This is a genomic window from Paenibacillus sp. J22FR21 (assembly GCF_056269135.1).
In genome coordinates, this window is the sequence record NZ_JBWDNJ010000002.1 from 932169 (window position 1) to 954971 (window position 22803).

Here is a 22803-nt window from a genome sequence, read left to right on the forward strand (position 1 = left end):
AGGCTCAATAATTTCAATGACCGTTCGACACCAAGGCCATGCCGATAGGAGCGTTTTCGAATGTCATCGAGAACAGCTCTTGCTCTGAGATTTGTAATGGTTTAGACACGGGAGGTGCTAAATCCTTTCAGTGTCGACGACAATCGGGGAGAAGCCTCTTTTTTTATGAATATTTAAGTATTTCACTTACTTAATCTTTAAATGTTTTCTTTAACCTAGTGAAAGAGAGATTAGGAGGAGGAAACAAGAAATGAGAAACTGGCTTTTTATGCTTGCAGTGTTAGTGTTGCTGGGGACAATCTACGTGCGATTCCAATCCGATGGAGAGACCAAACTACCGGTTGAACAAACTGCGCAAGGGGGGGACTCGAATGAAACACCAATCTCGCATACCTCGGATAATAGCCCGCCGATCAACGAATTGACGTTCCAAGTCGAGCTTGACCAGGTACATAAGGGAAACCTGCTTCTCGTGAATGAGGAAATTGCTGTACCCCCTAACCGTGCAGACGCCAAAGCGGTTAACTTATTTAAGCATAAGGAGTTGTTGGATGGATTTGGTTTACTGGACAACACGATTAGGTTATCACCTGAGCTGACTAAAAAGTTCACTACGATGATCAAGCACGCCGCCTCTGACAAAGTCAAAAACTTTCTGATTAGCAGCGGTTACCGCAGTGACGAGGAGCAGCAAGCGCTTTACGATCAGCTGGGTCCGGAAATTGCAGCGGTTCCGGGACATAGCGAGCATAGCTTGGGACTTGCGTTAGACATCGGTTCGACTACAGCGCAGATGAAAGACGCTCCTGAAGGGATATGGCTGAAGCAGAATGCGTGGAAATACGGGTTCATCGTTCGGTATCCGGAAGATAAAACGGAAATTACAGGCGTCATTCATGAGCCTTGGCATTTTCGGTACGTCGGGCTTCCGCACAGCGCAATCATGCAAGAAAATCATTGGGCGTTCGAAGAATATCTGGAACACTTGAAAGAACGCAAATCGATAACAACCGTCGTAGAGGGAAAAACATATATCGTTTATTATTTTCCGGTAGCTTCGAACACGACGCTTCACGTGCCCGTGATCGGCAACTACGAAATATCAGGCAACAATACAGACGGCGTTATCGTGACCGTATTCGATATCGTGAACTAGAGCAAAAGCTCGAGAAATCAAGCTTTTTTTATTTGGCAGGGAAATGTCTAGAAATTATTGTTAAATAGTTACGGTAGTTATGCTGAAACCTTTTGAATAATCATTGCGTCTAGAACGTACATCCCGGTAGAAAGGAAGAATATAATTGATGAATAGAAAATCTATCATGTTGTCTAGTCTTGTTTTCGCAACTGTCATTTCGACAGGCATTGCGCCATTCGCACAAGGAGCAGAAAGTAAGCCGACTAATGCTGCTGCTTCTTCTGCTGTAACCTTCAAAATTAATGATGTTAATTATAGCAATAACACAGGTAAGCATAGTCTTCCGGCAGCACCTTTCATTGCAAATGGAAGTACGATGGTTCCGGTTAGAGCAGCTGCTGATTCTCTTGGTGCATCAATCGGCTGGAATGACAAGAATCAGATGATCACATTGTCAGGAGAAGGCTTTGGCGCGATTACATTCACAATGAATTCTACCTATGCGGTGAATGCGAAGGGAGAGAAAATCAAGCTTCCTGAGCAAGTCCGCCAGACAAAAGGCACTGTGTTCGTTCCTGCGCGTTCGCTCGCTGCACTTATGGGCGTCCGTCTACAATGGGAACCCGCAGCACACAAGATTACGCTAACCAACCAGAAGCAAACCCCAATCCGTATAGACTTCAATTATCAATTTACTAAGGATATGGAAGGATGGAAGGGGGGCTTTGCCGATATGCCGGTTGATTATGATAAAGAGATTTATGAACTGGATTATGCCCATAAATTGCTTCCCATCGACAAGAATACGGCTAATTATGGCTTGAAGCTCTCGGGACATAATCGCAGCGATGATTTGTTTATGTATCTATCCAAAGGAATCAGCGGCTTCAAAGCCAATACTTCGTATCAAGTTAATTTGAAGTTTGCCATGTACACGGAGGCGGGCGGAGGAATGAGCGGTATTGGCGGCTCTCCTGCTGAATCTGTATTTCTGAAGGCCGGTATTCTGGCGAACGAACCTTTATCGGTTCAAACCTCTTCTCCGGGATCGGAATATTACCGAATGAACGTGGACATCGGCAGCCAAGGAGCCGGTGGCAAAGATGTTAAAGTAATTGGCAATGCTGCTAAGCCTGATGCTAGGAAGGATGGCTATCAACGCGTTGAGTTTGATTACAGCGCCAAGGTGACGGCTAACGCCAAGGGCGAAATTTATATTCTTATCGGAGCGGATTCAGGATTCGAAGGATTGACTACCCTTTACTTTGATGATGTTAAAGTAACCGCTCAAGCTTCTTAGTCTGATACCTTTATACAAACTTTACGGCAGCCGGCTAACATATCCGGCTGCCGTTTGCTCATTATGGGAGAATCAAGATTCATTCTATAGCCCGAAAGAGTCATCTCAAGAGAACGCTGACATGGTACAATTGTTAGGACCTCATTCTCAAGAAGGAGATACATAGATGAATAAATATTTGGCATTATGCTTCATACTGTTCGCGGTTCTCATACTCCCGCAAACCGTATCAGCCCATACGGATTTGAAAGATTCAACCCCGGCAAGCGGAGAGACAGTAGCCGCTCTACTTAGTGAGATCACATTATCTTTTGCAACTGAGATTGAACCTGTAGTCGTCCTTCAGGTTACGGATGCTTCGAATAATGAAATTCCTCTCAAGGCTGAAGCCGGGAAGAATAATGTAACAGGTGTATTCGATGCCCCTCTGACGGACGGAACCTACAAGGTCAATTGGCGAATTATTGGGGAAGACGGACACAATATTAAAGGCGAATATTCGTTCACGGTCGCATTGCCGGCAGAATCTGCTCCGGTTCAAGGCAATACGGCGACACCTGAGATTGCGCCTGATTCAGGTACCGCAGGAACCACGAACTCGCAAGTGAATACGCAAACGGAACCAAATGAATCATCTGAAATTACAAACACGTCAGAGAGTGTCAATTCGTCGAATGCTGCCACGCAAACCGCAGAGAATGCTTTACCTGAAGAAGGTATACAAGCAGCTGCCAATGATCAGAGCAACAAGAACAAAACCGTGACGGTTGTAGTTGCGGTAGGATGCCTTGTCTTGTTATTTTTCTTGTTTAGAGCTGTTATGAAAAAATAAACGCGTAGCCTGCCGGTAGAATAATTGACGAAGGTGTAATCGGCTAGTTACGAATAAGAACAGACAGGAGTCAGATACGATGATTAAAGGTGTCGGAGGCATATTTTGGAGAACCAACAATCTTGAGGCTGTGAAAAAATGGTACGGCGATGTGCTGAAGCTTGACATATCGGAATGGAATGGGACGATGATAAAGCCTGAATCAGCCAATGAAACGATCTTGTCTTTCTTTACCGCAGAAGACCATTATTTTCCGACCGAACAACAAGTGATGTTGAATTTCCAAGTACATAGTCTAGACGAGACTCTTGCGCATCTTGCACATCTTGGTGTACCTCTTGCCAAGAAACCAGAGAGCAGCGAATATGGAAAGTTCGTATGGATTGCAGATCCTGAGGGCCGACTGATTGAGCTTTGGGAGAACTAATTAGGCTTGACCACTTGGTTCAAGTCCGAAAGGCGATGGTTAAGGTAAAGGAAACGGGGGGATTCAACCCCCAGAACGAAGAGGTGAATGACGATGAATGTTATCATGATTATCGTTGGTGTCACGGTATTCTTGCTTGTAGCCGTCCTAATCATTCGCATGAACCGCTGGAAAACCGTTCTGACCGCACCGGGCAATCAAGCGGAGGAAATACAAGATAAGCATGCCTATTTACACGGACGCGGTATCCGCTCCCGCATCCGCGAGCTGGAAGGTTCGTCGGCTTCTACCGGCATAGTCGCCGGCACGATGCACACAAGAGGGCATGTTCCAGCCATGAAATTGCAGGTCCATAAGGATGATGTCCAGCGGGCCAAGGAAGCGTTAATGGATTATACGCATGTGCTTCATACCTCACATTCTCCATTAGTATAGAACAGCAGGCAGATTTGAAATGAACTTCCTTACAAAATGGTTGAGCCACGTTGGCTCAGCCATTTTGCGTTGTACCATCTTTCCATAAAATTCATGCTAATCTCAAATGCGGTTGACACTGCGCAAACAGTTCTGTTCTACCATTGAAGGATGGTTTCTACCCTGGCCGGGAGGTGGTTGAGAGATGGCGGTGCTTCGAAGGCTTGCGCCGACGGCACTCAAGCTCGCGCTTGCGGGAATCATCGTCTTCTTCGTCTTGCGGAACGTGCCGCTGAAGCTCGCTGACATCGAGTCGTTCTTGGCGCATGCAAGCTTGCGATTTTATTCGTCCATGGCCGTATTTGCATTCTTCCTCATGCTGCAAGCAGGTATCTGGGTGTTGATCGTGAACGCGGCAGGCGAGGAATCCGGCAAGCAAAGGAACGGCGTCAAATTGCCGCTGCTGGACGGATTGCGGATCTTCATCGACTCGCAGTTCGGTAAATACCTCCCCGGCGGTTTCTGGAATTATGCGGGACGTGTCGTACTTGCTTCGCGTGCAGGTGTACCGATGAACGCGCAGCTCGCTGCCATTATCTATGAGAACGTGCTTCTCGTATCCGCGGCGCTATGCTACGCACTGATTCTGCTGGTTAGCTTAGACATTGCTCCGGCTGTATGCATATTCGGCGTGCTATTGCTGTTTGCGTTGGCATACGTCTATTACGACAAAGGATCGGCGGCGATTCGTACGCTGTTCGTTCAAGTATCACGGTGGAAGCTTCTGAGGCGAATCTTTGCTCGGCTGTCGCGACTACGTGGAACGGAATCAATCGCGGGAACTGAAGAAGCGGGGTTGTCGAGGAACCGTTTTTTTGGCTGCTTAGCGTGTTTCCTCGGTAGTCATTTCATTATGGGTATAGCATTTTGGATGCTGACAAACAGCTTCGAGCGAGGGCATATCGGCTTGTGGTACGCCGCTGGTACCTTTGCGACATCTTGGCTGCTCGGCTTGTTTAGTCCTCTGCCTGGCGGGCTTGGGGTACGCGAAGGTTTCCTGGTGTATTTCTTATCGCTCAAGCTTGGCGCCGAAACGGCGTTATATATATCCGTGATCGCCCGCTTATGGAACATCATGGCGGAGGTGCTGTTCTGGGCGGTAGTGAGAGCGATCGGCTATTTGACGAGAAAGGTGAGGACCTATGACGAAGCGTAGAAAAATCGTTCTCGTAACGGGCGTGTTTCCGCCGGGCATTGGCGGCATGCAGAACTATTACTATAACTTGTCCATGCATAGCAAGCACAAGATGACCGTTGTCGCACCTGAATATCCGGGGAGCGACACGTTCGATCAAGAGCTTCCTTTCCGAATTCATCGCGGTTCGTTCTTGCAAGAGGAGCGAGTCAACCTAACCAGCTGGGGGCGTTTGTTCCGCCAGGTACGCAGGACGCTGCGCAGCGAAGAACCGGACGTGACGTTGTACGGGTACGTGCTAATCGGATTTATCGGTCTGCTGTTCCGGGTATTCGGCGGACGTCGCTACGTTATTTCCACACATGGGATGGATATGCTCATGTTTCGGCGATTTGTGGGATTGAACGCGATCGTGAAGCTGATCTTGCGCAACGCTGACGGCGTATTGACGAACAGTCAGTTTACGAAGAAGCTGGTGGAAGACTATGGCGTCGACCCGCGGCGAATTGGCATCGTTAACCCCGGAGTCGAGCGCGTGTTCGAGAAACAGCCCATCGATCATGATCTCGTGAGCGAGCATGGACTTGAAGGGAAATACGTGCTGTTATCGGTCGGACGTTTGGTTACTCGCAAAGGCCATGATCGAGTGATTCAAGCCATGCCGTCCATACTGGAACGTATGCCAAACGCGGTGTACCTGATCGTCGGCGACGGTCCGGATCGTCAACGGCTGGAACAGCTTGCTCAGTCGTATGGGGTTGCGGACGAAGTACTGTTCGCGGGCAGCGTGAGCGGAAGCGAGCGTCTAAATGCGTATTACAATCTGTCGCACCAATTCATTATGGTTAGCCGAGAGCTGGAGAAGGGTGATGCGGAAGGCTTCGGAATCGTATATTTGGAGGCGGCTTCGGCGGGCCTGCCGGTCATCGCCGGTCGTTCCGGCGGCGCGTCGGAGGCGGTGCTGGACGGTGTGACCGGGCTGCTCGTCGATCCGCAATCAACGGATGAAATCGCCGAGCGCGTCGTTCGTCTGGCGAAGGATACCAAGCTTCGTGAACGATTGGTGCGTGACGGCTACAACAGAGCCAAGTCGGAGTTCCAACACGAGGTGCTGGGCGAGAAGTTTGATCGCTACATCGTAAGGATTTGTGCGCTCCCCGCACCATCAATGGCGCGTATACGGTTGATGAGAGAGTCCGCTCGGGAGAATGCAAGGTAGGAAAGTTTCTGCGGAGTCACAAGTAAAGGAGTTGTTTGTTTAATGGCAAACAACTCCTTTTGTGCGATCATGACAATATTGCGTTACCTTCGTCACCTTTTACCAATTTGCGGTATTTCATTGGCGTAACGCCATAGAAGGAATGGAACTTTCGATAGAAAAAGGTTAAATTGTTATATCCGATTGCTTTGGAAATCTTCTCAACGGTTAGATCCGTTAATTTTAACTGCAACGCCGCATGTTTGAATTTGTGCTCTTGTACGAAGGAAGAGAAGGTTTTCCCGGTCACACTCTTGATGATCCGGCCTAAATGCTCTGCTGAATATCCAAAGTGCTCGGCTGCTTGGTCTAATGTTAGGTTTAGATAGTTTTGATTGAGGTAGGCCAGTAAGTCAGTAATGGATATATTCGATCGTCTGACTTCTTTGTTCAAGAATAATTCGTAACGATCACTCTCTATTAGTCTGGTAAACAGAATCGTCAGATAGGCTTTGACAATCTCGGGGTTTGCTTGTTTGCTTTCGAATGATTCGCATAATAGGTTCTGAATCGTTTGTTTGATCTGCCAATTGTCTGATGTATGGAATAACAGAAAGTTCTTCTCTCTGGAAGTATCGGTAATGATCGAAGCAATGGTCTTGCCGAGGATGTTGTCGCCAAGAATGTTGTAAATGAACGAATCGTCAAAAAACTCATTCTTCGCCAAGAAGTTGATTAGGATATCATTCTCGCCTACTTTGTCGATGGAATGCTCCACATTTTTATTGAGGATAATCAAGTCCCCTTCATTGAATTCAAACCGTTCTCCTTGAATCTCTTGGTAGAAGGTGCCGCTGTAAACGTAATTCATTTCAAAGAGGTTATGGGTGTGCTTGACCATTTGGACAAACCTGGTGTGCCTGGAGATGGAGAAGATTTCCCCTGTGACATGTAATCGGAGCACATCACCCTCTAAGGTGTAGTGATACGCGGATGGGTGGGTCATGGACATGGACGGAGTGGTCGTACCGCGTGAAAGAATCCGATTTCTAATCGTTTCATCGGAGAGATCCTGGTCCCTTAGATGCATCTCCAAATCCGTTAATTCAACTAACATGCGATCCAATTCTTCAACATTCATAAAACCGCCTCCCACGTCCCTAGTATATCAGTTTTGGTTAGTCAATACGTCGACTATCGATATTGGTGTATGGGTTAATATGGGTTAGAATATCCGCAAAGGTTAGTCAATTGGTCAACTACATCTTCATAGGGGGAATTATTGTGAGCTGCAGCGTTATGGAAGATGAGATTCTGATGTTTTCTAACCAGATCGTCAGGAGCATTGTCGATGAGGTGCTGACGGAGGGGAGAAAGGTGATCCGCATTCATACAGCCTGGCAGCTGCAGCATGGTGAAATCCTGCTTTACGAATATTCGTCCATAAACATTCCGACCAGCAATTTCACACTTCTGGACAGCTTGGAAGATTATAATCGGATCTGTGAACAAATTCACTGGGTAAAGTGAAAGTTCTAAAAGATTAATTAGGCTAAATAATGTTATACTGACCATAGAAAATACTTCATCCAAAGCGTGGTGCTTATCGTGGCAGTAGAGCAAATTCGAATCGGTACGATCGTCGGCGGCAGAGACGCTGTACGGGTGATTCCCCAAATCGCGCAGCATGGTTTCGAATCTTACAGCCTTTCGTTTGGGCAATCTACAAGCGGCATAGAGCTTAAAGAAACAGCAAAGCAAATCGAAGATCTCGCGGCACAGCACAACTTCGTTATCTCATCAGTTGGTGTATACGGAAATCCACTGACAGGTGAAGGTGACAATGCAGACACGCTAGCCAGCTGGGAACGATTGATTGATCACGCACATCTATTCGGAACGGACATCGTTGCCGGCTTTACAGGGAGGCTGACCGGATTATCCATCGAGGCTTCGATTCCCAAATATGCGGAGGTATTCGGTGAGCTTTCTCGCAGAGCGGACGGGAAAGGTGTTCGGATTGCGTTTGAGAATTGCGTAATGGGCGGTACATGGAATTCAGGCGATTGGAACATCGCACTGAATCCGAGTGCATGGGAGTTGATGTTTAATGCGATTCCATCGGATAACATCGGCCTGCAATGGGAGCCCGCACATCAAATGGATTCTTTAGTCGACCCGATTCCGCAGCTTCGCAAATGGGTGGACAAGGTGTTTCATGTTCACGGCAAAGACGCTACAATAGCTTGGGATATCGTTAGAGAGTATGGCCTTCGCGGGCCAAAGCGATTTGTTTGGGATCGAACGCCGGGTTTCGGCGATACGAATTGGTCGGATATTATTACCATTCTTATGCAGGCGAGCTACAAAGGAACGATCGATATCGAGGGCTGGCATGACCCCGTTTATAAGGATGAACTGGAGATGACCGGACAAGTCCATGCCTTGCATTACTTAAAACGATGCCGAGGCGGAGCTTTCGTTCCGAACCCGTCAGCTGACGGCTATAAGTAGATAAGTAGACGTATACGATCAAATTTCAGAGGATAACGATATAATCCGTATGAAGCCCGCGATAATGCGGGCTTATTTCTCGTGATAATAGATCGTCGAGGAGCACGATATTCTAGCATTTGAATATGATGCTACTAGGATCCATTTTGAGATTAATAGCATGAACTAAAGAATAAGAAGGGAGACGATCGCATGAATGAAGAACCACGCAAACCACAATCTTGGTGGCAGACGCTGCCGGGGATCATGACAGCAGTGGCGGGAATTATTACGGCTGTAACTGGATTGGTCATCGCGCTAACCCAGGCTGGTGTCTTCTCAAGCGATGTGAAGCCTGTCTCTCCCTCAACCGAGATGAGGTCTGTAAATTCATCTGCTCAGACCTATGAGACTTCAACGGATGACGAGAAAGAAGTAGTCGGTCAGCTGGAGCAGAAATTGAAGGATGTCAACATCGAGTTAGGCCCAACCGCTGCAGACGTATTGAAAGTACGTGGCTACTTTGCAAGCACAAACCCGGCATACCGCCTGCTAGCCGACGGCTGCCTTCAGCTTATGGGGGATTTACGTTTGAAAGAAACAGGCTATCTAGATGTGATTGATGATCAATATACAAGGCTGGTAGGCCAAGCAAATTACGTTTCTGCTGACGGTAAATTGGATTTGGACAAATTGAAGCAAGCAATCCTTAACGCACACAATGAGATCCGCGGAACGAAGGCGACATCTTTCGAACATATTGTGGAGTCTCGTTAGCAACAAAGAAACGGCAGCCTATGTAGGTGCTGCCGTTTTTGTTGCGTGGACATTTGTCGACGATCAATCTTCCGATACTGCTGTAAAATTAACGCTTTCCGGACCGACCCTTGTAACACCTACAAGAGTTGCTTGGATAAATACAGTGTACGCGACATTTGCAGTATTCGGGGCATTGAAGTCCGATCCTGAGAAGGATATGATTTGCGGCCCCAGTACATTCGTATTTAAATTTTGTAAAGCCGAAAAAACTGATATTCCCGAGGTTGTTAAACCTCTAATCACCGTTACCAGAATGTTGGTACTAGAAGGTGATGGACCGATCTTGTCACAACGCTCTCACCTACCGCGATTACTTTATTAATACATATGCAGCATGGATTACATAGGATTGGACAAACAACTTGAATAGGTTAGACAAAAGTTGATTAACCGCATCAATTCGATTAACATATCCCCTATACATCACTCAAACGGAGGTAATGACAATATGGAAATCAGAAGAATTGGCTCACAACCTTCAGGCAAAGGCTCGTCCGATTATTTTACCGGTACGGTTCGCATCGATCCCTTGATTGAGGCAGCTGATCCGGCGCGTGTAGTTGCAGCCAGCGTTACGTTTGAGCCGGGAGCTCGGACAGCATGGCATACGCATCCGCTGGGACAAACGTTGATTATTACAGCAGGCAAAGGAAGGGTACAACGATGGGGAGGCCAAATCGAGGAGATTTGTCCCGGTGACGTGGTTTGGTTTCCGCCTGGGGAGAAACATTGGCACGGCGCTTCACCAATGACGGCGATGACTCATATCGCGATTCAAGAACGATTGGACGGTAAAGCGGTCGATTGGTTAGAGGAAGTCAGTGATGATCAGTATTCGACTGTCTGGTAACAGAAGACGAGAAATGGCGCCACAGTTATGAAACCTGTGACGCCTTTTTTTGTTTTTAGGTGCCCCTCCTTAGGTAGTCATTTCTTATTTAAACGCTATGGCTAAGGAATGACGATGTCGGAGTATCCGGCAAATATGGTTTGAGATCCAGGCGCCGTGCTCATCCAAGTTGCAATATAGCCGCCGGGAGGGACGCTCGTGATCGTGATATAATCGCCGATTGTGGAAACCGGGGTAGGGCCGATCTGCCCCGCATTCGGGTTGAAGGAGACGTTCGTGATTCTTGTATTCGTAAACGTTTGCGCTCCATTAATGGAGCGCGCCACAAACACGTCGAGATTGAAGCCATCTACCTGATTGCTGTAATACACGATATTGACTACGCCGGTTAATGGGTCCACGTCGATGAAAGGGAAGAAGTTCTGCGAACCAGCCGGAGCTCCGGTAATGCTGACCGGTGCCGACCACGTCATCCCTTCATTGGTTGATTTCGCGAGGAAGATGTCCGCGTAGCCTTCACGGTTATCCTGCCACACCGCATACACCGCACCGGTATTAGGACCGAGGGATCGATCACAGGAAATGCTTGGATATGTCAGTACCCTAAAACCATAGCCGGGTACCGGAAGCACCAACGGAACCGGGTCGACGACAGAGACGATGATAGGCGGACCGAAGGTCGTACCTCCGTCTAGCGAACGCCGAACGTAATAGCGATCATTTGGCGCATTTACCGTAATCCAAGACGCATAAACAATCCCCGTTACATCTACCGTTACAGCAGGTCTCCGCACTTTATCTGTGACGCTGGAGAGCAGAATAGGAGTATCCCAGGTCAAGCCGCCATCTCTCGAACGGTCTAAGAAAGCCGTAATATTGCCTCCGTTAGCTACATTGAACTGATTCGCCCTGACTACATAAACATTGCCCAAGTAGGGGCTCGATTGTCCGTTATCGGCGATTAGAAAGGTTTCGTCATTATTTATGTACGTTCCGTAGCCAGGAGCGACTAGGATCGGATTGCTGAAGGTTGTGCCATTATCGTTAGAAATATAGACATATGTCGATCCGAATTGATGGCCGGGGAAGACATGAGCACTGACGATAAAGGTGCTTGGAAATTTGTAAGCCACCGACGCGCATTCCGCTCCGGTAAATATTCCAGGCGGAAGCGGAAGCAAGGAGGTGGTCCAGGTATCACCTCCGTTCAACGAACGATAGAGGCCTACTTTAGGAGACTCCCCGTCCGTATGATCAGTTGCAGTAGCCAGCACGATGCCGGGAATGAGAAGATTAACCGCGATGCTTGGCTCAAATTTCGGCAGAATTCCGGTTGTCACTTGGAAATTAAAATTTGTCATTTGACCTCCGCCTTTTACATACGTTTGACACATTTTATTTTGTTCAAACTCGTCCTATTCCATTAGAACTGCTCAGAACCTGGTATACAACGAAAGACTAAGACTTACGCCATACTAATATATATCCAGTATATGAGTTGGATCATGATGCAATAATGAAGGGGGTGAAGCGCATGGAAATCATACATACGATGCCTTTTTTCATCCGAACGGATGATAAGGATTATGACTTGAAGTTGATGGAAACTTGTTTTGAAAGCCTGAGTTATTCGAAGAACGTTCGTGTTGTCATCTATAATCAAGGCTGCTTAGTGGAGCAAGAGATTGAGAAGCTGCTGGCATCCTATTCCTTGAAAGTTATCATTCTGGGAGAAGGCAAGAATGTAGGAATCCCCAAAGCCAGACAAAGTTGTTTTGAATATATTTGGGCGAACTTCCCTGAAGTTCCATTCATCTCGGAAATTCATCCCGACATGATTTTCCCGCCGAACTGGCATGAACCATTGTTGAGCTATTTGGAAAACTCAAACGATCCGATGATTTCTCCATGCATATTAACGGAAAGTGGACATTTACATCCTTATCACAACCAGAAACATCCGGTGCTGCTGGCTGAGGGATTTAATCTGGAGAACGTGCTCATGATTTTGAAGGAGATCAGCGATCAATTACATTCGACGGAACCGCAAGAAGGATTCGTACACCCCGTCATACATAAATCAAGTGCACTGCGTCATATTGGCGGATACGATCATCGGTTTCTACCAGGCAAGCAGGGCTATGAGGACGATAGCTTGCTTATTGGATACGCCTACTATATGGGTACTTTATCTAACTGGCGGCCAAAGTGCTTGCCATCATCATGGGTCTACCATGCGGCCTTGGCACAGCGGATGTCTCTTGGGGATCGAGAAGAAGATTTCCAGAAAAATTTGAATGGCTTGTTTCAACAATATGGGGCATACGGATTGAAAGAATTAGCTAGGATACATGGGGAAACGTCGACAGGATATTTTCAAACTCTGTACAATAATCAGGTACGGTAGATGGATAATGAAAGAACGGCAGCCGGGAATGGCTGCCGTTTCTATGAGTTCGAGGACTTGAGCACCGAGAGCCAATCATTGACCGCTCAAACGAATTTGATTGATGGCTTGTGCCAGGATATCCATCGTTCTATTCGATTCCGCCAATGTATTAGCCGTGCCGCCGACTTCGATTAATGCGCTGGTAGGAGAGTAGTTCTGATTATACCACCCGTTGCCGACGCTATTATCTTTATAGTAGATTCCTCTGGATAGACCAGGGTAATTAGCCGTGATCAACGCTTGTATTTTCTTGGCGAAGGCATCATTCTGCTTCCAATTCGGATTCTCCAGCCCAATAACGAAATATAATTTGGCGTAATTCGATCCGCGAATATGGACTGTCGTCTCGCTTCTGGGACTCGTATCACGATGAATATCAAATAAATATTTGATTTGCGGATGCAGAGATAATTGATTCATGATCGATTTCTCCGAGTAAACATAGGATTTTCCGTAATTAAATTGGCTTCCATAGATCGATGCGTAGTCATATGAAGTATGATAAACCTCAGCGCCAAGCGCTTGCAGCACGCCGGTCAGTCGTGCCCCTAACATAGCGACATTGGTTGTCGCATTGTATGCGAAATCGGGGTTCGTTACGCCGGGCAATTCAGGGATCCACGATTCCCGATTATGCGATTGATAAATATAAATGGCCGACTTCAACCCCGGGTTTGTCGTTGTCTTCGCTTCATAACGAATGACCAGCTTAGACGGGTCGCCTGAGTTTTCAATTTGAACGTTCACATGTTGTTTTAAATCCGCTACGACTTGAATGGTCGATGTATCCGCTTCCTTCATTCGATAATGAATAGCTGAAACATAAGGGTCGCTCGGAGAAATGTTCGACACTTCACCCCACGCATTCTCGGCTGGCTCGCTTATTGTCCCATTAAACGTTACACCCGGCAGATCGATGACCATACGATCCGGGTCAGTTGACGTGGAGACGATAGGAGAGAAGTTCCCGCTAGTTCCGATTGTTAAACGATGATTGGCAAATTGAATGGATTCAAGTGAAGGATATTGATCCGGAGGGATTGCAGGTACGTTCGGATCGGTGGCAGGATCGCTGCCGGATACATCGCTATTCGTTCTCCATAAACGAACAGCGTAAGCAGACGCGTCCCACTTCACGAGAAGACCCAGGTTCTCGGCGACGAAACGAATCGGAAGCAGCGTTACGCCATTAATGACAATTGGCGGCTGCTCCAGACGCAGCATTTTTCCATCCTGAATCGCATAGGTACCGTTAATCGGTAGTACGATTGTCGTCTTATCGCCTTCAAGAGTTGCAATCTGGCTCTTCTTATTCCATGTAACGTTTACACCTAAACCATCCGCAATGACGCGAATCGGTACCATCGTGGTCTGATTGACCATGCGTGGAGCAACGGCCGAACTTAGCTGGTGTCCTTCAAGAAACAATTTAATCGTTGCAGGTGCCGCATAAGAAGCCGTAGGAGTAAAAGAGAGCAGTAACAAAAGCGAAAACGATGCAATAATCGATCTTTTCATCTTACACCTCTAATCTAGTTGTCAATTCTAGCAGCCTTAAAAAAACGATAGCCTCTTAAAAATAAGAAACTTTCGCCATTTTCTCAATGCTATAATTTTGGTAATAAGTGTACAGACGGCTTGCAAGTGCTTGAATAGATTGTAATACCTATAGAAAAGAGGTGATGATTGATGGCTGTAAAATCAAAGATGACCAAGAACAGCGCTAAGCAATGGATAGGTCAACCGGTGTATATCGAATTAGTGGACGGCAGCTCTTATTGGGGTATGGTCACAGATGCAAAGAGTGGACAACTGATTTTGTCCGGCCAGAGAAGTCCTCGGAAAACAAAGCTGATCACGACCAAACGTGGAAGTAAAGCAACGGTTTCCAGTTTTATTCCCGGACTGATGGGATCCTTAGTTGGGGGCGGTTCGATGTTTGGCGGGGGTATCTTTTCCGGTGCAGGGGGCTTCGGCGGAGGAAGCATTGCAAGCGGATTAGGCGGAGGCTTTGGTAACTTTGGAAGCTTTGAAAGTATGATGGGCTTGATGGGGAATATGGGCAAAACATTCCCAATGATGAAGATGGGCTACGGGATGATCAAATCCATTATGCCGATTATGAAAATGTTTAAGGTTTAAGGTTAGCGAACTTGTGAAACATTGAGAATGGCACCCACAAAGGTGCCATTCTCTGCATGTTATAGTTGTCCGTTATAATCATTTCTGCGCAGGGGTAACTTATCAGGGAGGAGCTGCATTTCCGGCTCGACCACGCTACGCAGGAGGTTACTTAATCATGAATCGAATATTACGAAATACGCAAGCCGTATTGCTAGCCAGCCTATTACTGATGACCGGACTTACCGAAGCTGCTCAGGCCAACGCCAATGAAGCTGCAAAGCCGATGCGCCAAATGAGCGCGTCAGACGCGGCAATGGCGAAGAAGGTACTGAACAGCTTCTATAAGCCTGCGCTGAATGGCAGGTTTCCCGGCTCGGTGAACGGGGTGAAAGTCGGGGTAAGTACCAGAAAGAACGTGCTTGGCATCATCGGCCAGCCAGACAAAACGCGAACGGATGCGGACGGGTTCGACATGTATTCTGCCGAGATGGGGCACCCCGGATATGCCGTCGCTTATAAACTGAATAAAGTTCGAGAAATCCGGTACTTCGGGACCAATGTCGAACGAGAGACAAATATCGGCGGGATAACGAAACGTATGCTCTTCGCAGCTTGGGGTGCACCTTCCGCATCGGTCAAGATTCGCAATGGCTCCTTGGTGCAACAGAAGATCACTTACAACCGCGGACCCTATAAACTGGCGTTTATATTCAATTCCGGCACGAATCTCGATCACATTAACCTGCTTAAACGTTAATGAGGTCCGTACAACGATCGATGAACCGCCTCCATACGAGGCGGTTTTTTGTGCTTAAGATTCTTCTTGAACCTGTGGTAAAATGAAACCAGCCCATCATCGTGACTGTAGCATAGACTTGTACTGCTGTCTCACAGAACATCGGAGGATACTATGTCTTGGAGTAAATTGAAACAACAACTGGAGAGTTTTCTTTGTCCTGCATTAATAGGCAGGGTCGAATACCGTGCAACAAGCTACCGTTATACACCTGATAAAGCAGGTCATTGTTATATTGCGGTAGATAAGAAGAATGTGCTCAACATGAATGATTTAACTACATTAATTAAGTGGTATCAGACAGAGCAGGAAATTAAGAATGATTCCGCTATTCAAATTCCGATTCATAAAGAAGAAATTGAAGCGGTCAGGAACGATACCAAGGGTCTGGTTCCGGAAGAGCGTCTGCAAGTAATTGCAAGAGGCAGAAGAATATCCGAGCTTGCCAAAGAGCTTCTGTCAGCTCAGTCAACTTTAAGCAAATCAAACTTTACCGTAGAAGCTACTAAGTTCCTAGCCCGATCTATAGAGGAAAGCATGGAGAGCAATGATATCTTATTAAATATTCTTGCTCTGGTGGATAGACGAGTCGGAAAGAAGCGGATACTAAACATGAGCGAGACAATAAAGTTAAAGCATCCAAGCGTGCAATATTTTTATGAACTCCGCCTTAGTACGCTATAAAGGTGTTTTAAGAATAATTTTATGATTACCCTCGCTCCTATTTAATAACTTTTCCTTATCATTAGTGAATGATAAGGAGGATGGGAAATGGATAAAAAAATCGGGACTAATTTGATCATTCACGGGCTGTTTGTTTTATATATGTATGCTTTAATCAAAATCATTTTGTTTAAGTTCGGCTCAATCGACGTGACATGGCTTGGGACGCAGCTGAAAGAGAGTTTAACAAACCCTGCCCATTTAAGCGATCGTTTGAAGAGCGGGAATTTGATTCCCTTTAAGGAAATCGCCACAGCAATTCATGTACAATCGAGTCATAGTCTTATGAACTTGTATGGGAATATCGTGATCTTCATTCCATTCGGGTTTTTTATCGGTTTGATGTCCCTAAGCAAAGGCTCAACAATCTCCGGCGCTATCTTGAAATCATTCGGTTTAAGCTTATGCTTGGAGAGCGCACAGATCTTGTTCGCAATCGGACGGTTTGATGTCGATGATCTCATTCTAAATGCAAGCGGCGGCTTGCTTGGCTACGTAGCCTTGCAATTATTCGTATGGTTCATGGGAGCAATTCCGATACGACGCGAAATAGAATTAAAGGAGTAATTGCAGATGTCGAATTATATCGCAGACATTAAGATACCCGATAGTAAGCTGGCCGTTGAAGCAGCAGAATTATTGCGTGAGCATGGCGATGATCTCCTGTGGAATCATTCGAACCGAGTATTTCTGTTTGCAGCGATGAATGGGAACCAGAAACAGATTAAATACGATCCTGAATTGTTATATATCAGTTCACTATTCCATGATATTGGTCTCACCCCCGCATTTCGAAGCGATAACAAGCGGTTTGAGGTTGATGGGGCAAATGCAGCCCGTGATTTCCTTAGAAGTCGCGGTTTGCCGGAAGATTACATTCGACTGGTGTGGGATGCGGTTGCTCTTCATACTACCATTGGAATCGTGGAATATAAGGAAGCGGAAGCGGCCCTTATGAATTTTGGCGTCGGATATGATGTGGTGGGGAAGAACTTCGATCTAATTTCAACCGAAATGCGGCAGCAAGTCGTTGATGCTTTTCCACGGAACAATTTCAAGCACCAGATATTGCATGCCTTTATAGAGGGCTTCAAACACAAGCCGGAAACGACGTATGGCACCATTAATGCCGACGTTTGCGAAATGCTTCTTCCGGGATATAAGCGACCTAATTTCTGCCATAGTGTCCTACATTCCAGATGGGAAGAGTAGAACTTCCATTCATCGATTAAAGCTTGAGAAATCAAGCTTTTTTGGCATGGAGGGGAATTGATCATGGATGGATAGTCATCAACTCTCGCGCATGCTCGTACACTGTAATAATAAGCTTGTACGATGACTAATCGCTGCGGAGGGATAACGATGAGAATAACGTCCGGCGGATTCGAAGCCGTGTATTATGGCCGAGTACTCGCTTACGATATGAATCCGATCGAAATTGTGTTGTCGGAAGAGAATGATCCGCTGACCTTCGTGTTCTGCATTGAAACGGAATCGGAACGAGATGACTTCATGACGGATATCAGGCTGGTCCGTTACAATGAAGTTCGCATTGCCTGCGTGAATTTTCCGAGGGGGAAGCCGATCGGCAATCAAGATATGATCCAGCTCGGCGTGTTGAACAACCGGAAGCTATCGTTGCGTTACGAAGTGACCATTAATTACGATACGACGTCCTGGGCACTGGCCTTCACGTTCTTCTCGGGCGAGGGGGTTGGGCCGGCATGAACAAACTCGAAATTCAAGATCCGCGGGTAGCCAGTAAGATCATCGCGGCGAACGCGGAGAATGATAAGCGCAAGGCGGAGCTTGGATTCCTTGGGAAATTCTTCGGTTCAGGCGAAAATGTGCGCCTGTATATCGTCGGTACGATCACGCTCGGTGTACTTCTCATCGCCCTGGTTTATACGCTAATCCCTGACCAATATCGTTCACCCGACTTCGGCTTGAAGGAAATGTGGACGCTAGTGGTACTTCCGGTCGAATCGACGATTATCGGTTATTTGATCGGATCGAGGACGAAGGAAACCGGAGGTTAGGTTCGTTCATCATACCTGTTAATTAAACTCCGTACGGCAGCACGTATGGATAGAAAGGGCCATCCCGTTCAGGATGGTCCTTTCTTGTAGACTGTAACACATCCGCTTCACCTACAATATGATGAGTCTAGAAATCTAAAGAGGTGAGCCGATGGGAGTCGTAAAAGCCAGGAAGCAGGACATTGATATGCTGGCAAGGTTGCTTCGAGCTGAAGCTGAGACCGAAGGCGAGATGGGCATGCTCCTTGTTGGAAATGTTGGCATTAACCGTATACGAGCGAATTGCTCCGATTTTAAAGATCTCCGAACAATTCCCCAAATGATCAACCAAGCGCATGCCTTCGAGGCGCTGCAGCATGGTTTGTACTATCAAGGCGCAAGAGAGAGGGAACGTCGTCTGGCACAACGGGCTGTGAATGGGGAACGAAATTGGCCGGGCAAATTCTCACTGTGGTATTTCCGTCCAGGTTCGTTCGACAATCCAGGACCCTGTCCGCCAACTTGGTATAATCAGCCGTTCGCAGGACGATGGAAGAAGCACTGTTTTTATGAACCGACCGGGCAAGAGTGTGAGAATATATACAATACTTTTTAACGGCAGTATAAAGTTAATGCAGCCCAAAATGGCAGCCGGTATATAGCGGCTGCCATTTTGGGTTGTATTTTTGAAATACCTGAAACAACATTCGTATAGGTAATAGGTTAAGAGGGCATCATTTGATCAAAACCTAGAGTGGAGAAGATACCATGAATGCCATAGAAGTATCAGCAGAAACAGTGGAAACATCGTTTATTGATGCGAAAGGAATTCGATTCGCATACCGGACATTCGGCAAACCATCCGAAGTGCCGCTCGTGTTCTGCCAACGTTTTAGAGGTACGATGGATGACTGGGACCCGGCCCTCGTAAATGCTTTGGCGGAAGAACGTACGGTCATCCTCTTTGATAGTGCGGGGATCGGATTGACATCGGGAGAAGTTGCAGAATCATTCTTTGAAACAGGGGAATATGCAATCACTTTTATTGAAGCGCTGGGTCTTAAACAAGTGGATCTCATCGGTTTCTCTATGGGGGGTTACATTGCGCAGGTAGTGACAGTGGCTCGCCCTGATTTGATCCGTCGTTTAATCTTGGCAGGTACAGGCGGCGGGACCGGGGAAGGTACGCAATCTGGCAAGCCTGAAGTATTCAAAGTTGCTTTTAAGCCGGTGAACGAGCCGGAAGATTTCCTTTACTTGTTCTTCGAACCTACGGAAACAAGCAGAGCGTCAGGATTACAGTACCTAGATCGGCTCGCTAATCGAAGACAAGACGACCGTGCGCCACTAGTTAAGGCTGAGTCGGTTCAAGCGCAGATAAAATCATCTGTGGCATGGGGGAAGGATTCGACTTTTGACAGACTCGGGGAGATTAAGCAGCCCGTGCTTGTAGCTAATGGAAGTCATGACATCATGATTCCGACTATCAATTCTTATCTTGTTTCCCAACGCATCCCGAATGCACAATTGATTATTTATCCGGATTCAGGTCATGGGTTTTTGTTCCAATACGCAGATTTATTTGCCGAACATATTCATTTGTTTTTGAACAGAGCTTAATGAAGAATTTGTCGGTGATAATTTAGCAACCATGTGAACTCGCCAAAACGAGTTCTTTTTTTTGAAATCCTACAAACTTTTTTTGCAACAAGCGAACAGAATATGACCTATGACGAAGCTTCCAGCACGAAGGCGGCTTCGTTACTTTTACGGACCGTTGTGCATCAATCTGCACGGCTTATGCGATGTTAATCGCCCGCGCTGCCAATACAGCGACAATTACTAATGAAATGCAGGATTGGACCATCATTAGGAGTTTGGCTCTACTCGACAAAACCATCGTATCCGTCGGACTGAATGCGGTGTTCGTGTTAAAAGCGAGATATAAGTAGTCCAGAAACATGGGGATCCATGCCGTCCATCCTGTGATTTCAAAGGTCATCTGCGGGAATAAAAAATCAGGACGTTCGCTATTTCCACTGTGCCTCTTCACCGGACCGCCACGGTCGATTTCCCAATACCAGACGGCGAATACGCCAATGTTGCATATCCATAGCAAAGCGGCGCTGCCGATCAGATCAGCCGCGGTAGTACTATGATTAAACAAAGCATATAGCAGAAACACCAAACTGGTAACCAGTCCCAATGTAATCATGCCAGCTAAACCTAGCCCAAGTATCCGTGTCCACGCATGATGACCTCTCAGGACACTGACGGTCATCGGTACAAGCAGCATAGAGAGGATAAGAATCACGATCCAACTCGGGATTACGTTTAATTTCTCGGAGATGAGACTAAGCAGTAGCCCGATGATAACCACCGCCACGGAAGAAGCGGAACGGGGTATGCGAATATGGTGGTGCTGTTCCGATGAGCGGGTTTGCTTCTTCGGCAAGGGATTCACCTCGTTTCGAATTCGTCTAAATCTGATTATTTATATAATAGCATATAGCTGAGTTCAACTATCGGGACACAACTGTTCAAGGATATCAACAATGAATATGTGCGTTAACTTGACCGAAACGCTTTGCAATCGTCATCGAATCGGTTAAGGTGGAGTTATCTGAGAGGAAAAGGGGACTTTACTCATGGCAGAACAACGGATTGTGAAATGGGGCATTATGGGTCCGGGAGGCATCTCGGACAACTTCGCTACGGAGTTACCGCACGCACCAGGCGCAGAGCTCGTCGCCGTCGCGGGACGCTCGCTCGACAAGGCGCAAGCATTCGCCGAGAAATTCGGCATCCAGCGCGCTTATGGCAGCTGCGAGGAGCTCGCGGCTGATCCAGACGTCGAGATCGTCTACGTTGGCACGCTTCATCCGATCCACAAAGAGAATGCACTGACACTGCTGCGCGGAGGCAAGTCCGTGCTCTGCGAGAAGCCGTTCACGATCAACGCTGCCGAGGCTAGGGAGATTGCGAACCTGGCGCAGCAGAAGGGTCTATTCCTAATGGAAGCGATGTGGACGCGGTATCTACCTACGATCGTCAAGGTGCGGGAGTGGCTGGACAGCGGCGCAATCGGCGAAGTGCGCATCGTGAAGGCCGAGTTCGGCTTTGACGCAGGCTGGAATCCCGAAGGGCGGCTGCTGAACAAGGAAAAGGGCGGCGGCACACTGCTCGACGCCGGAATTTATCCGGTTTCGTTCGCGTCGATGGTGTACGGCGGAGAGCAACCTTCCAAGATCTCGAGCTCCGTCCTGATTGGCGAGACAGGCGTGGATGAGCAGTTCTCGCTGCTGTTCGAATACGGCGGCGGCCGCACCGCCAGCCTGCACAGTTCGGTACGACTCTCCATGACCAACGAGGCTGTCATCTATGGCACGAAGGGGCGGATAGAAATTCCGAGATTCCTATTCGCCAAGGCCGCGACGCTGCATGTGAACGGCGAGGAGCCGGTCGTCTTCAAGCAAGAGCTCGAACCGTCCGGCCACTTCTATCAAGCGATCGAGGCGATGGAGTGCCTGCGCGAGGGCCGCAAGGAGAGCGAAGCCTTGACTGTCGACGAGACTGTGCGCATTATGGAGACGCTTGACCGGATCCGTGAGCCATGGGGACTTAAGTATCCGAGCGAAGCGTGATTCAAGGGCAAAGATCAGATAGGAATTTCAGAACTGTAATGGCATTATCATGGAGAAGTCGGCAAACGCCGGCTTCTTTTTTTTATGACTATGTTAAATTCTAATGTTGATAATGAACCAAAAGAAAACCACCTTAGTAAAAGTGGCGACTGAAGAACTTAGGTTTTCAAGCGATCTTAGCGATTCGATTTTTTTGTTTTTGAGACATTGCTCTCTATCTGCCCAAATAATGACGTGTAAGGAGTACAACACATTCGCTACTTTCTAGTCTCAAATGGCATATGACGTGTACTTCGTACAATTCATACGTTTCTTTAGAGTGAATATAGCAGGTTATCCGTATTTCAAATGCATTTTATACACGTAAATCTATCTTTTTCTCG

At 47.1% G+C, this 22803-nt stretch carries 26 protein-coding genes; 22 read left to right on the forward strand and 4 right to left on the reverse strand.

Annotated elements, in window-relative coordinates; translation table 11 throughout:
* Positions 1-250: 250 nt before the first annotated feature.
* From AC0YNS_RS10030 to AC0YNS_RS10060, 7 genes are all read left to right on the forward strand, one after another.
* On the forward strand, positions 251-1156 hold the full coding sequence (locus AC0YNS_RS10030) for a M15 family metallopeptidase (RefSeq protein ID WP_475780842.1): 906 nt from the start codon (positions 251-253) through the stop codon (positions 1154-1156).
* A gap of 148 nt (positions 1157-1304) precedes the next feature.
* Entirely contained in the window at positions 1305-2438 is a 1134-nt protein-coding gene (locus AC0YNS_RS10035) for a copper amine oxidase N-terminal domain-containing protein (protein WP_475780843.1), read from the forward strand.
* 166 nt (positions 2439-2604) lie between these two features.
* On the forward strand, positions 2605-3270 hold the full coding sequence (locus AC0YNS_RS10040; RefSeq protein ID WP_475780844.1) for a copper resistance CopC family protein: 666 nt from the start codon (positions 2605-2607) through the stop codon (positions 3268-3270).
* Positions 3271-3349: 79 nt separating this feature from the next.
* Complete coding sequence (locus tag AC0YNS_RS10045) at positions 3350-3697, forward strand: VOC family protein (RefSeq protein ID WP_475780845.1); 348 nt, start codon at positions 3350-3352, stop codon at positions 3695-3697.
* Between the two features lie 93 nt (positions 3698-3790).
* Positions 3791-4132 (forward strand): hypothetical protein, encoded by a 342-nt coding sequence (locus AC0YNS_RS10050; RefSeq protein ID WP_475780846.1) that lies wholly within the window; start codon positions 3791-3793, stop codon positions 4130-4132.
* A 184-nt stretch (positions 4133-4316) separates the two neighbouring features.
* Entirely contained in the window at positions 4317-5327 is a 1011-nt protein-coding gene (locus AC0YNS_RS10055; RefSeq protein ID WP_475780847.1) for a lysylphosphatidylglycerol synthase domain-containing protein, read from the forward strand.
* A complete protein-coding gene (locus AC0YNS_RS10060; RefSeq protein ID WP_475780848.1) occupies positions 5314-6525 on the forward strand; it encodes a glycosyltransferase family 4 protein in 1212 nt (403 codons plus the stop codon). The genes AC0YNS_RS10055 and AC0YNS_RS10060 overlap by 14 nt, the downstream gene beginning before the upstream one ends.
* A 67-nt stretch (positions 6526-6592) precedes the next feature.
* Here AC0YNS_RS10060 and AC0YNS_RS10065 read toward each other — a convergent pair whose 3' ends face one another.
* The gene (locus tag AC0YNS_RS10065) at positions 6593-7645 is read right to left on the reverse strand and encodes an AraC family transcriptional regulator (protein WP_475780849.1); all 1053 of its coding nucleotides are present in this window, start codon (positions 7643-7645) and stop codon (positions 6593-6595) included.
* Between the two features lie 143 nt (positions 7646-7788).
* Here AC0YNS_RS10065 and AC0YNS_RS10070 point away from each other — a divergent pair, with 143 nt between their 5' ends.
* From AC0YNS_RS10070 to AC0YNS_RS10085, 4 genes are all read left to right on the forward strand, one after another.
* A complete protein-coding gene (locus AC0YNS_RS10070) occupies positions 7789-8034 on the forward strand; it encodes a hypothetical protein (RefSeq protein ID WP_475780850.1) in 246 nt (81 codons plus the stop codon).
* A 78-nt stretch (positions 8035-8112) separates the two neighbouring features.
* On the forward strand, positions 8113-9018 hold the full coding sequence (locus AC0YNS_RS10075) for a sugar phosphate isomerase/epimerase family protein (RefSeq protein WP_475780851.1): 906 nt from the start codon (positions 8113-8115) through the stop codon (positions 9016-9018).
* Positions 9019-9210: 192 nt separating this feature from the next.
* Complete coding sequence (locus AC0YNS_RS10080) at positions 9211-9774, forward strand: hypothetical protein (protein WP_475780852.1); 564 nt, start codon at positions 9211-9213, stop codon at positions 9772-9774.
* A gap of 490 nt (positions 9775-10264) precedes the next feature.
* Positions 10265-10666: a (R)-mandelonitrile lyase gene (locus AC0YNS_RS10085; protein WP_475780853.1), complete on the forward strand. Its 402-nt coding sequence runs from the start codon at positions 10265-10267 to the stop codon at positions 10664-10666.
* 101 nt (positions 10667-10767) lie between these two features.
* Here the strand turns inward: AC0YNS_RS10085 and AC0YNS_RS10090 are convergent, their stop codons facing one another.
* Positions 10768-12027, reverse strand: a complete 1260-nt coding sequence (locus AC0YNS_RS10090) for a sialidase family protein (RefSeq protein WP_475780854.1) — start codon at positions 12025-12027, stop codon at positions 10768-10770.
* A gap of 173 nt (positions 12028-12200) precedes the next feature.
* Between AC0YNS_RS10090 and AC0YNS_RS10095 the strand changes: the two genes are divergently transcribed.
* The gene (locus AC0YNS_RS10095; protein ID WP_475780855.1) at positions 12201-13073 is read left to right on the forward strand and encodes a hypothetical protein; all 873 of its coding nucleotides are present in this window, start codon (positions 12201-12203) and stop codon (positions 13071-13073) included.
* A 75-nt stretch (positions 13074-13148) separates the two neighbouring features.
* Here the strand turns inward: AC0YNS_RS10095 and spoIIP are convergent, their stop codons facing one another.
* Positions 13149-14633 carry a stage II sporulation protein P gene (gene spoIIP / locus AC0YNS_RS10100; RefSeq protein ID WP_475780856.1) on the reverse strand — a complete coding sequence of 495 codons (1485 nt, stop codon included), beginning with the start codon at positions 14631-14633 and terminating at the stop codon, positions 13149-13151.
* A 171-nt stretch (positions 14634-14804) separates the two neighbouring features.
* Between spoIIP and AC0YNS_RS10105 the strand changes: the two genes are divergently transcribed.
* The 9 genes from AC0YNS_RS10105 to AC0YNS_RS10145 all read left to right on the forward strand — a co-directional run bounded on the left by AC0YNS_RS10105 (position 14805) and on the right by AC0YNS_RS10145 (position 20396).
* Complete coding sequence (locus AC0YNS_RS10105; RefSeq protein ID WP_475780857.1) at positions 14805-15257, forward strand: hypothetical protein; 453 nt, start codon at positions 14805-14807, stop codon at positions 15255-15257.
* A gap of 157 nt (positions 15258-15414) precedes the next feature.
* On the forward strand, positions 15415-15996 hold the full coding sequence (locus AC0YNS_RS10110; RefSeq protein WP_475780858.1) for a YjgB family protein: 582 nt from the start codon (positions 15415-15417) through the stop codon (positions 15994-15996).
* A 153-nt stretch (positions 15997-16149) separates the two neighbouring features.
* Entirely contained in the window at positions 16150-16719 is a 570-nt protein-coding gene (locus tag AC0YNS_RS10115; protein ID WP_475780859.1) for an SF0329 family protein, read from the forward strand.
* 87 nt (positions 16720-16806) lie between these two features.
* Positions 16807-17325 carry a VanZ family protein gene (locus tag AC0YNS_RS10120; protein WP_475780860.1) on the forward strand — a complete coding sequence of 173 codons (519 nt, stop codon included), beginning with the start codon at positions 16807-16809 and terminating at the stop codon, positions 17323-17325.
* A gap of 6 nt (positions 17326-17331) precedes the next feature.
* The gene (locus AC0YNS_RS10125) at positions 17332-17970 is read left to right on the forward strand and encodes an HD domain-containing protein (RefSeq protein ID WP_475780861.1); all 639 of its coding nucleotides are present in this window, start codon (positions 17332-17334) and stop codon (positions 17968-17970) included.
* 150 nt (positions 17971-18120) lie between these two features.
* Positions 18121-18486, forward strand: a complete 366-nt coding sequence (locus AC0YNS_RS10130) for a DUF6864 domain-containing function (protein ID WP_475780862.1) — start codon at positions 18121-18123, stop codon at positions 18484-18486.
* Positions 18483-18797: a hypothetical protein gene (locus tag AC0YNS_RS10135; RefSeq protein ID WP_090975354.1), complete on the forward strand. Its 315-nt coding sequence runs from the start codon at positions 18483-18485 to the stop codon at positions 18795-18797. The genes AC0YNS_RS10130 and AC0YNS_RS10135 overlap by 4 nt, the downstream gene beginning before the upstream one ends.
* A gap of 151 nt (positions 18798-18948) precedes the next feature.
* Positions 18949-19392, forward strand: a complete 444-nt coding sequence (locus AC0YNS_RS10140) for a cell wall hydrolase (protein ID WP_475780863.1) — start codon at positions 18949-18951, stop codon at positions 19390-19392.
* A gap of 152 nt (positions 19393-19544) precedes the next feature.
* The gene (locus AC0YNS_RS10145) at positions 19545-20396 is read left to right on the forward strand and encodes an alpha/beta fold hydrolase (RefSeq protein WP_475780864.1); all 852 of its coding nucleotides are present in this window, start codon (positions 19545-19547) and stop codon (positions 20394-20396) included.
* A gap of 178 nt (positions 20397-20574) precedes the next feature.
* Here AC0YNS_RS10145 and AC0YNS_RS10150 read toward each other — a convergent pair whose 3' ends face one another.
* Complete coding sequence (locus AC0YNS_RS10150; RefSeq protein WP_475780865.1) at positions 20575-21231, reverse strand: DUF1345 domain-containing protein; 657 nt, start codon at positions 21229-21231, stop codon at positions 20575-20577.
* Between the two features lie 193 nt (positions 21232-21424).
* Between AC0YNS_RS10150 and AC0YNS_RS10155 the strand changes: the two genes are divergently transcribed.
* Positions 21425-22420, forward strand: a complete 996-nt coding sequence (locus AC0YNS_RS10155) for a Gfo/Idh/MocA family protein (RefSeq protein ID WP_475780866.1) — start codon at positions 21425-21427, stop codon at positions 22418-22420.
* Positions 22421-22803: the final 383 nt, after the last annotated feature.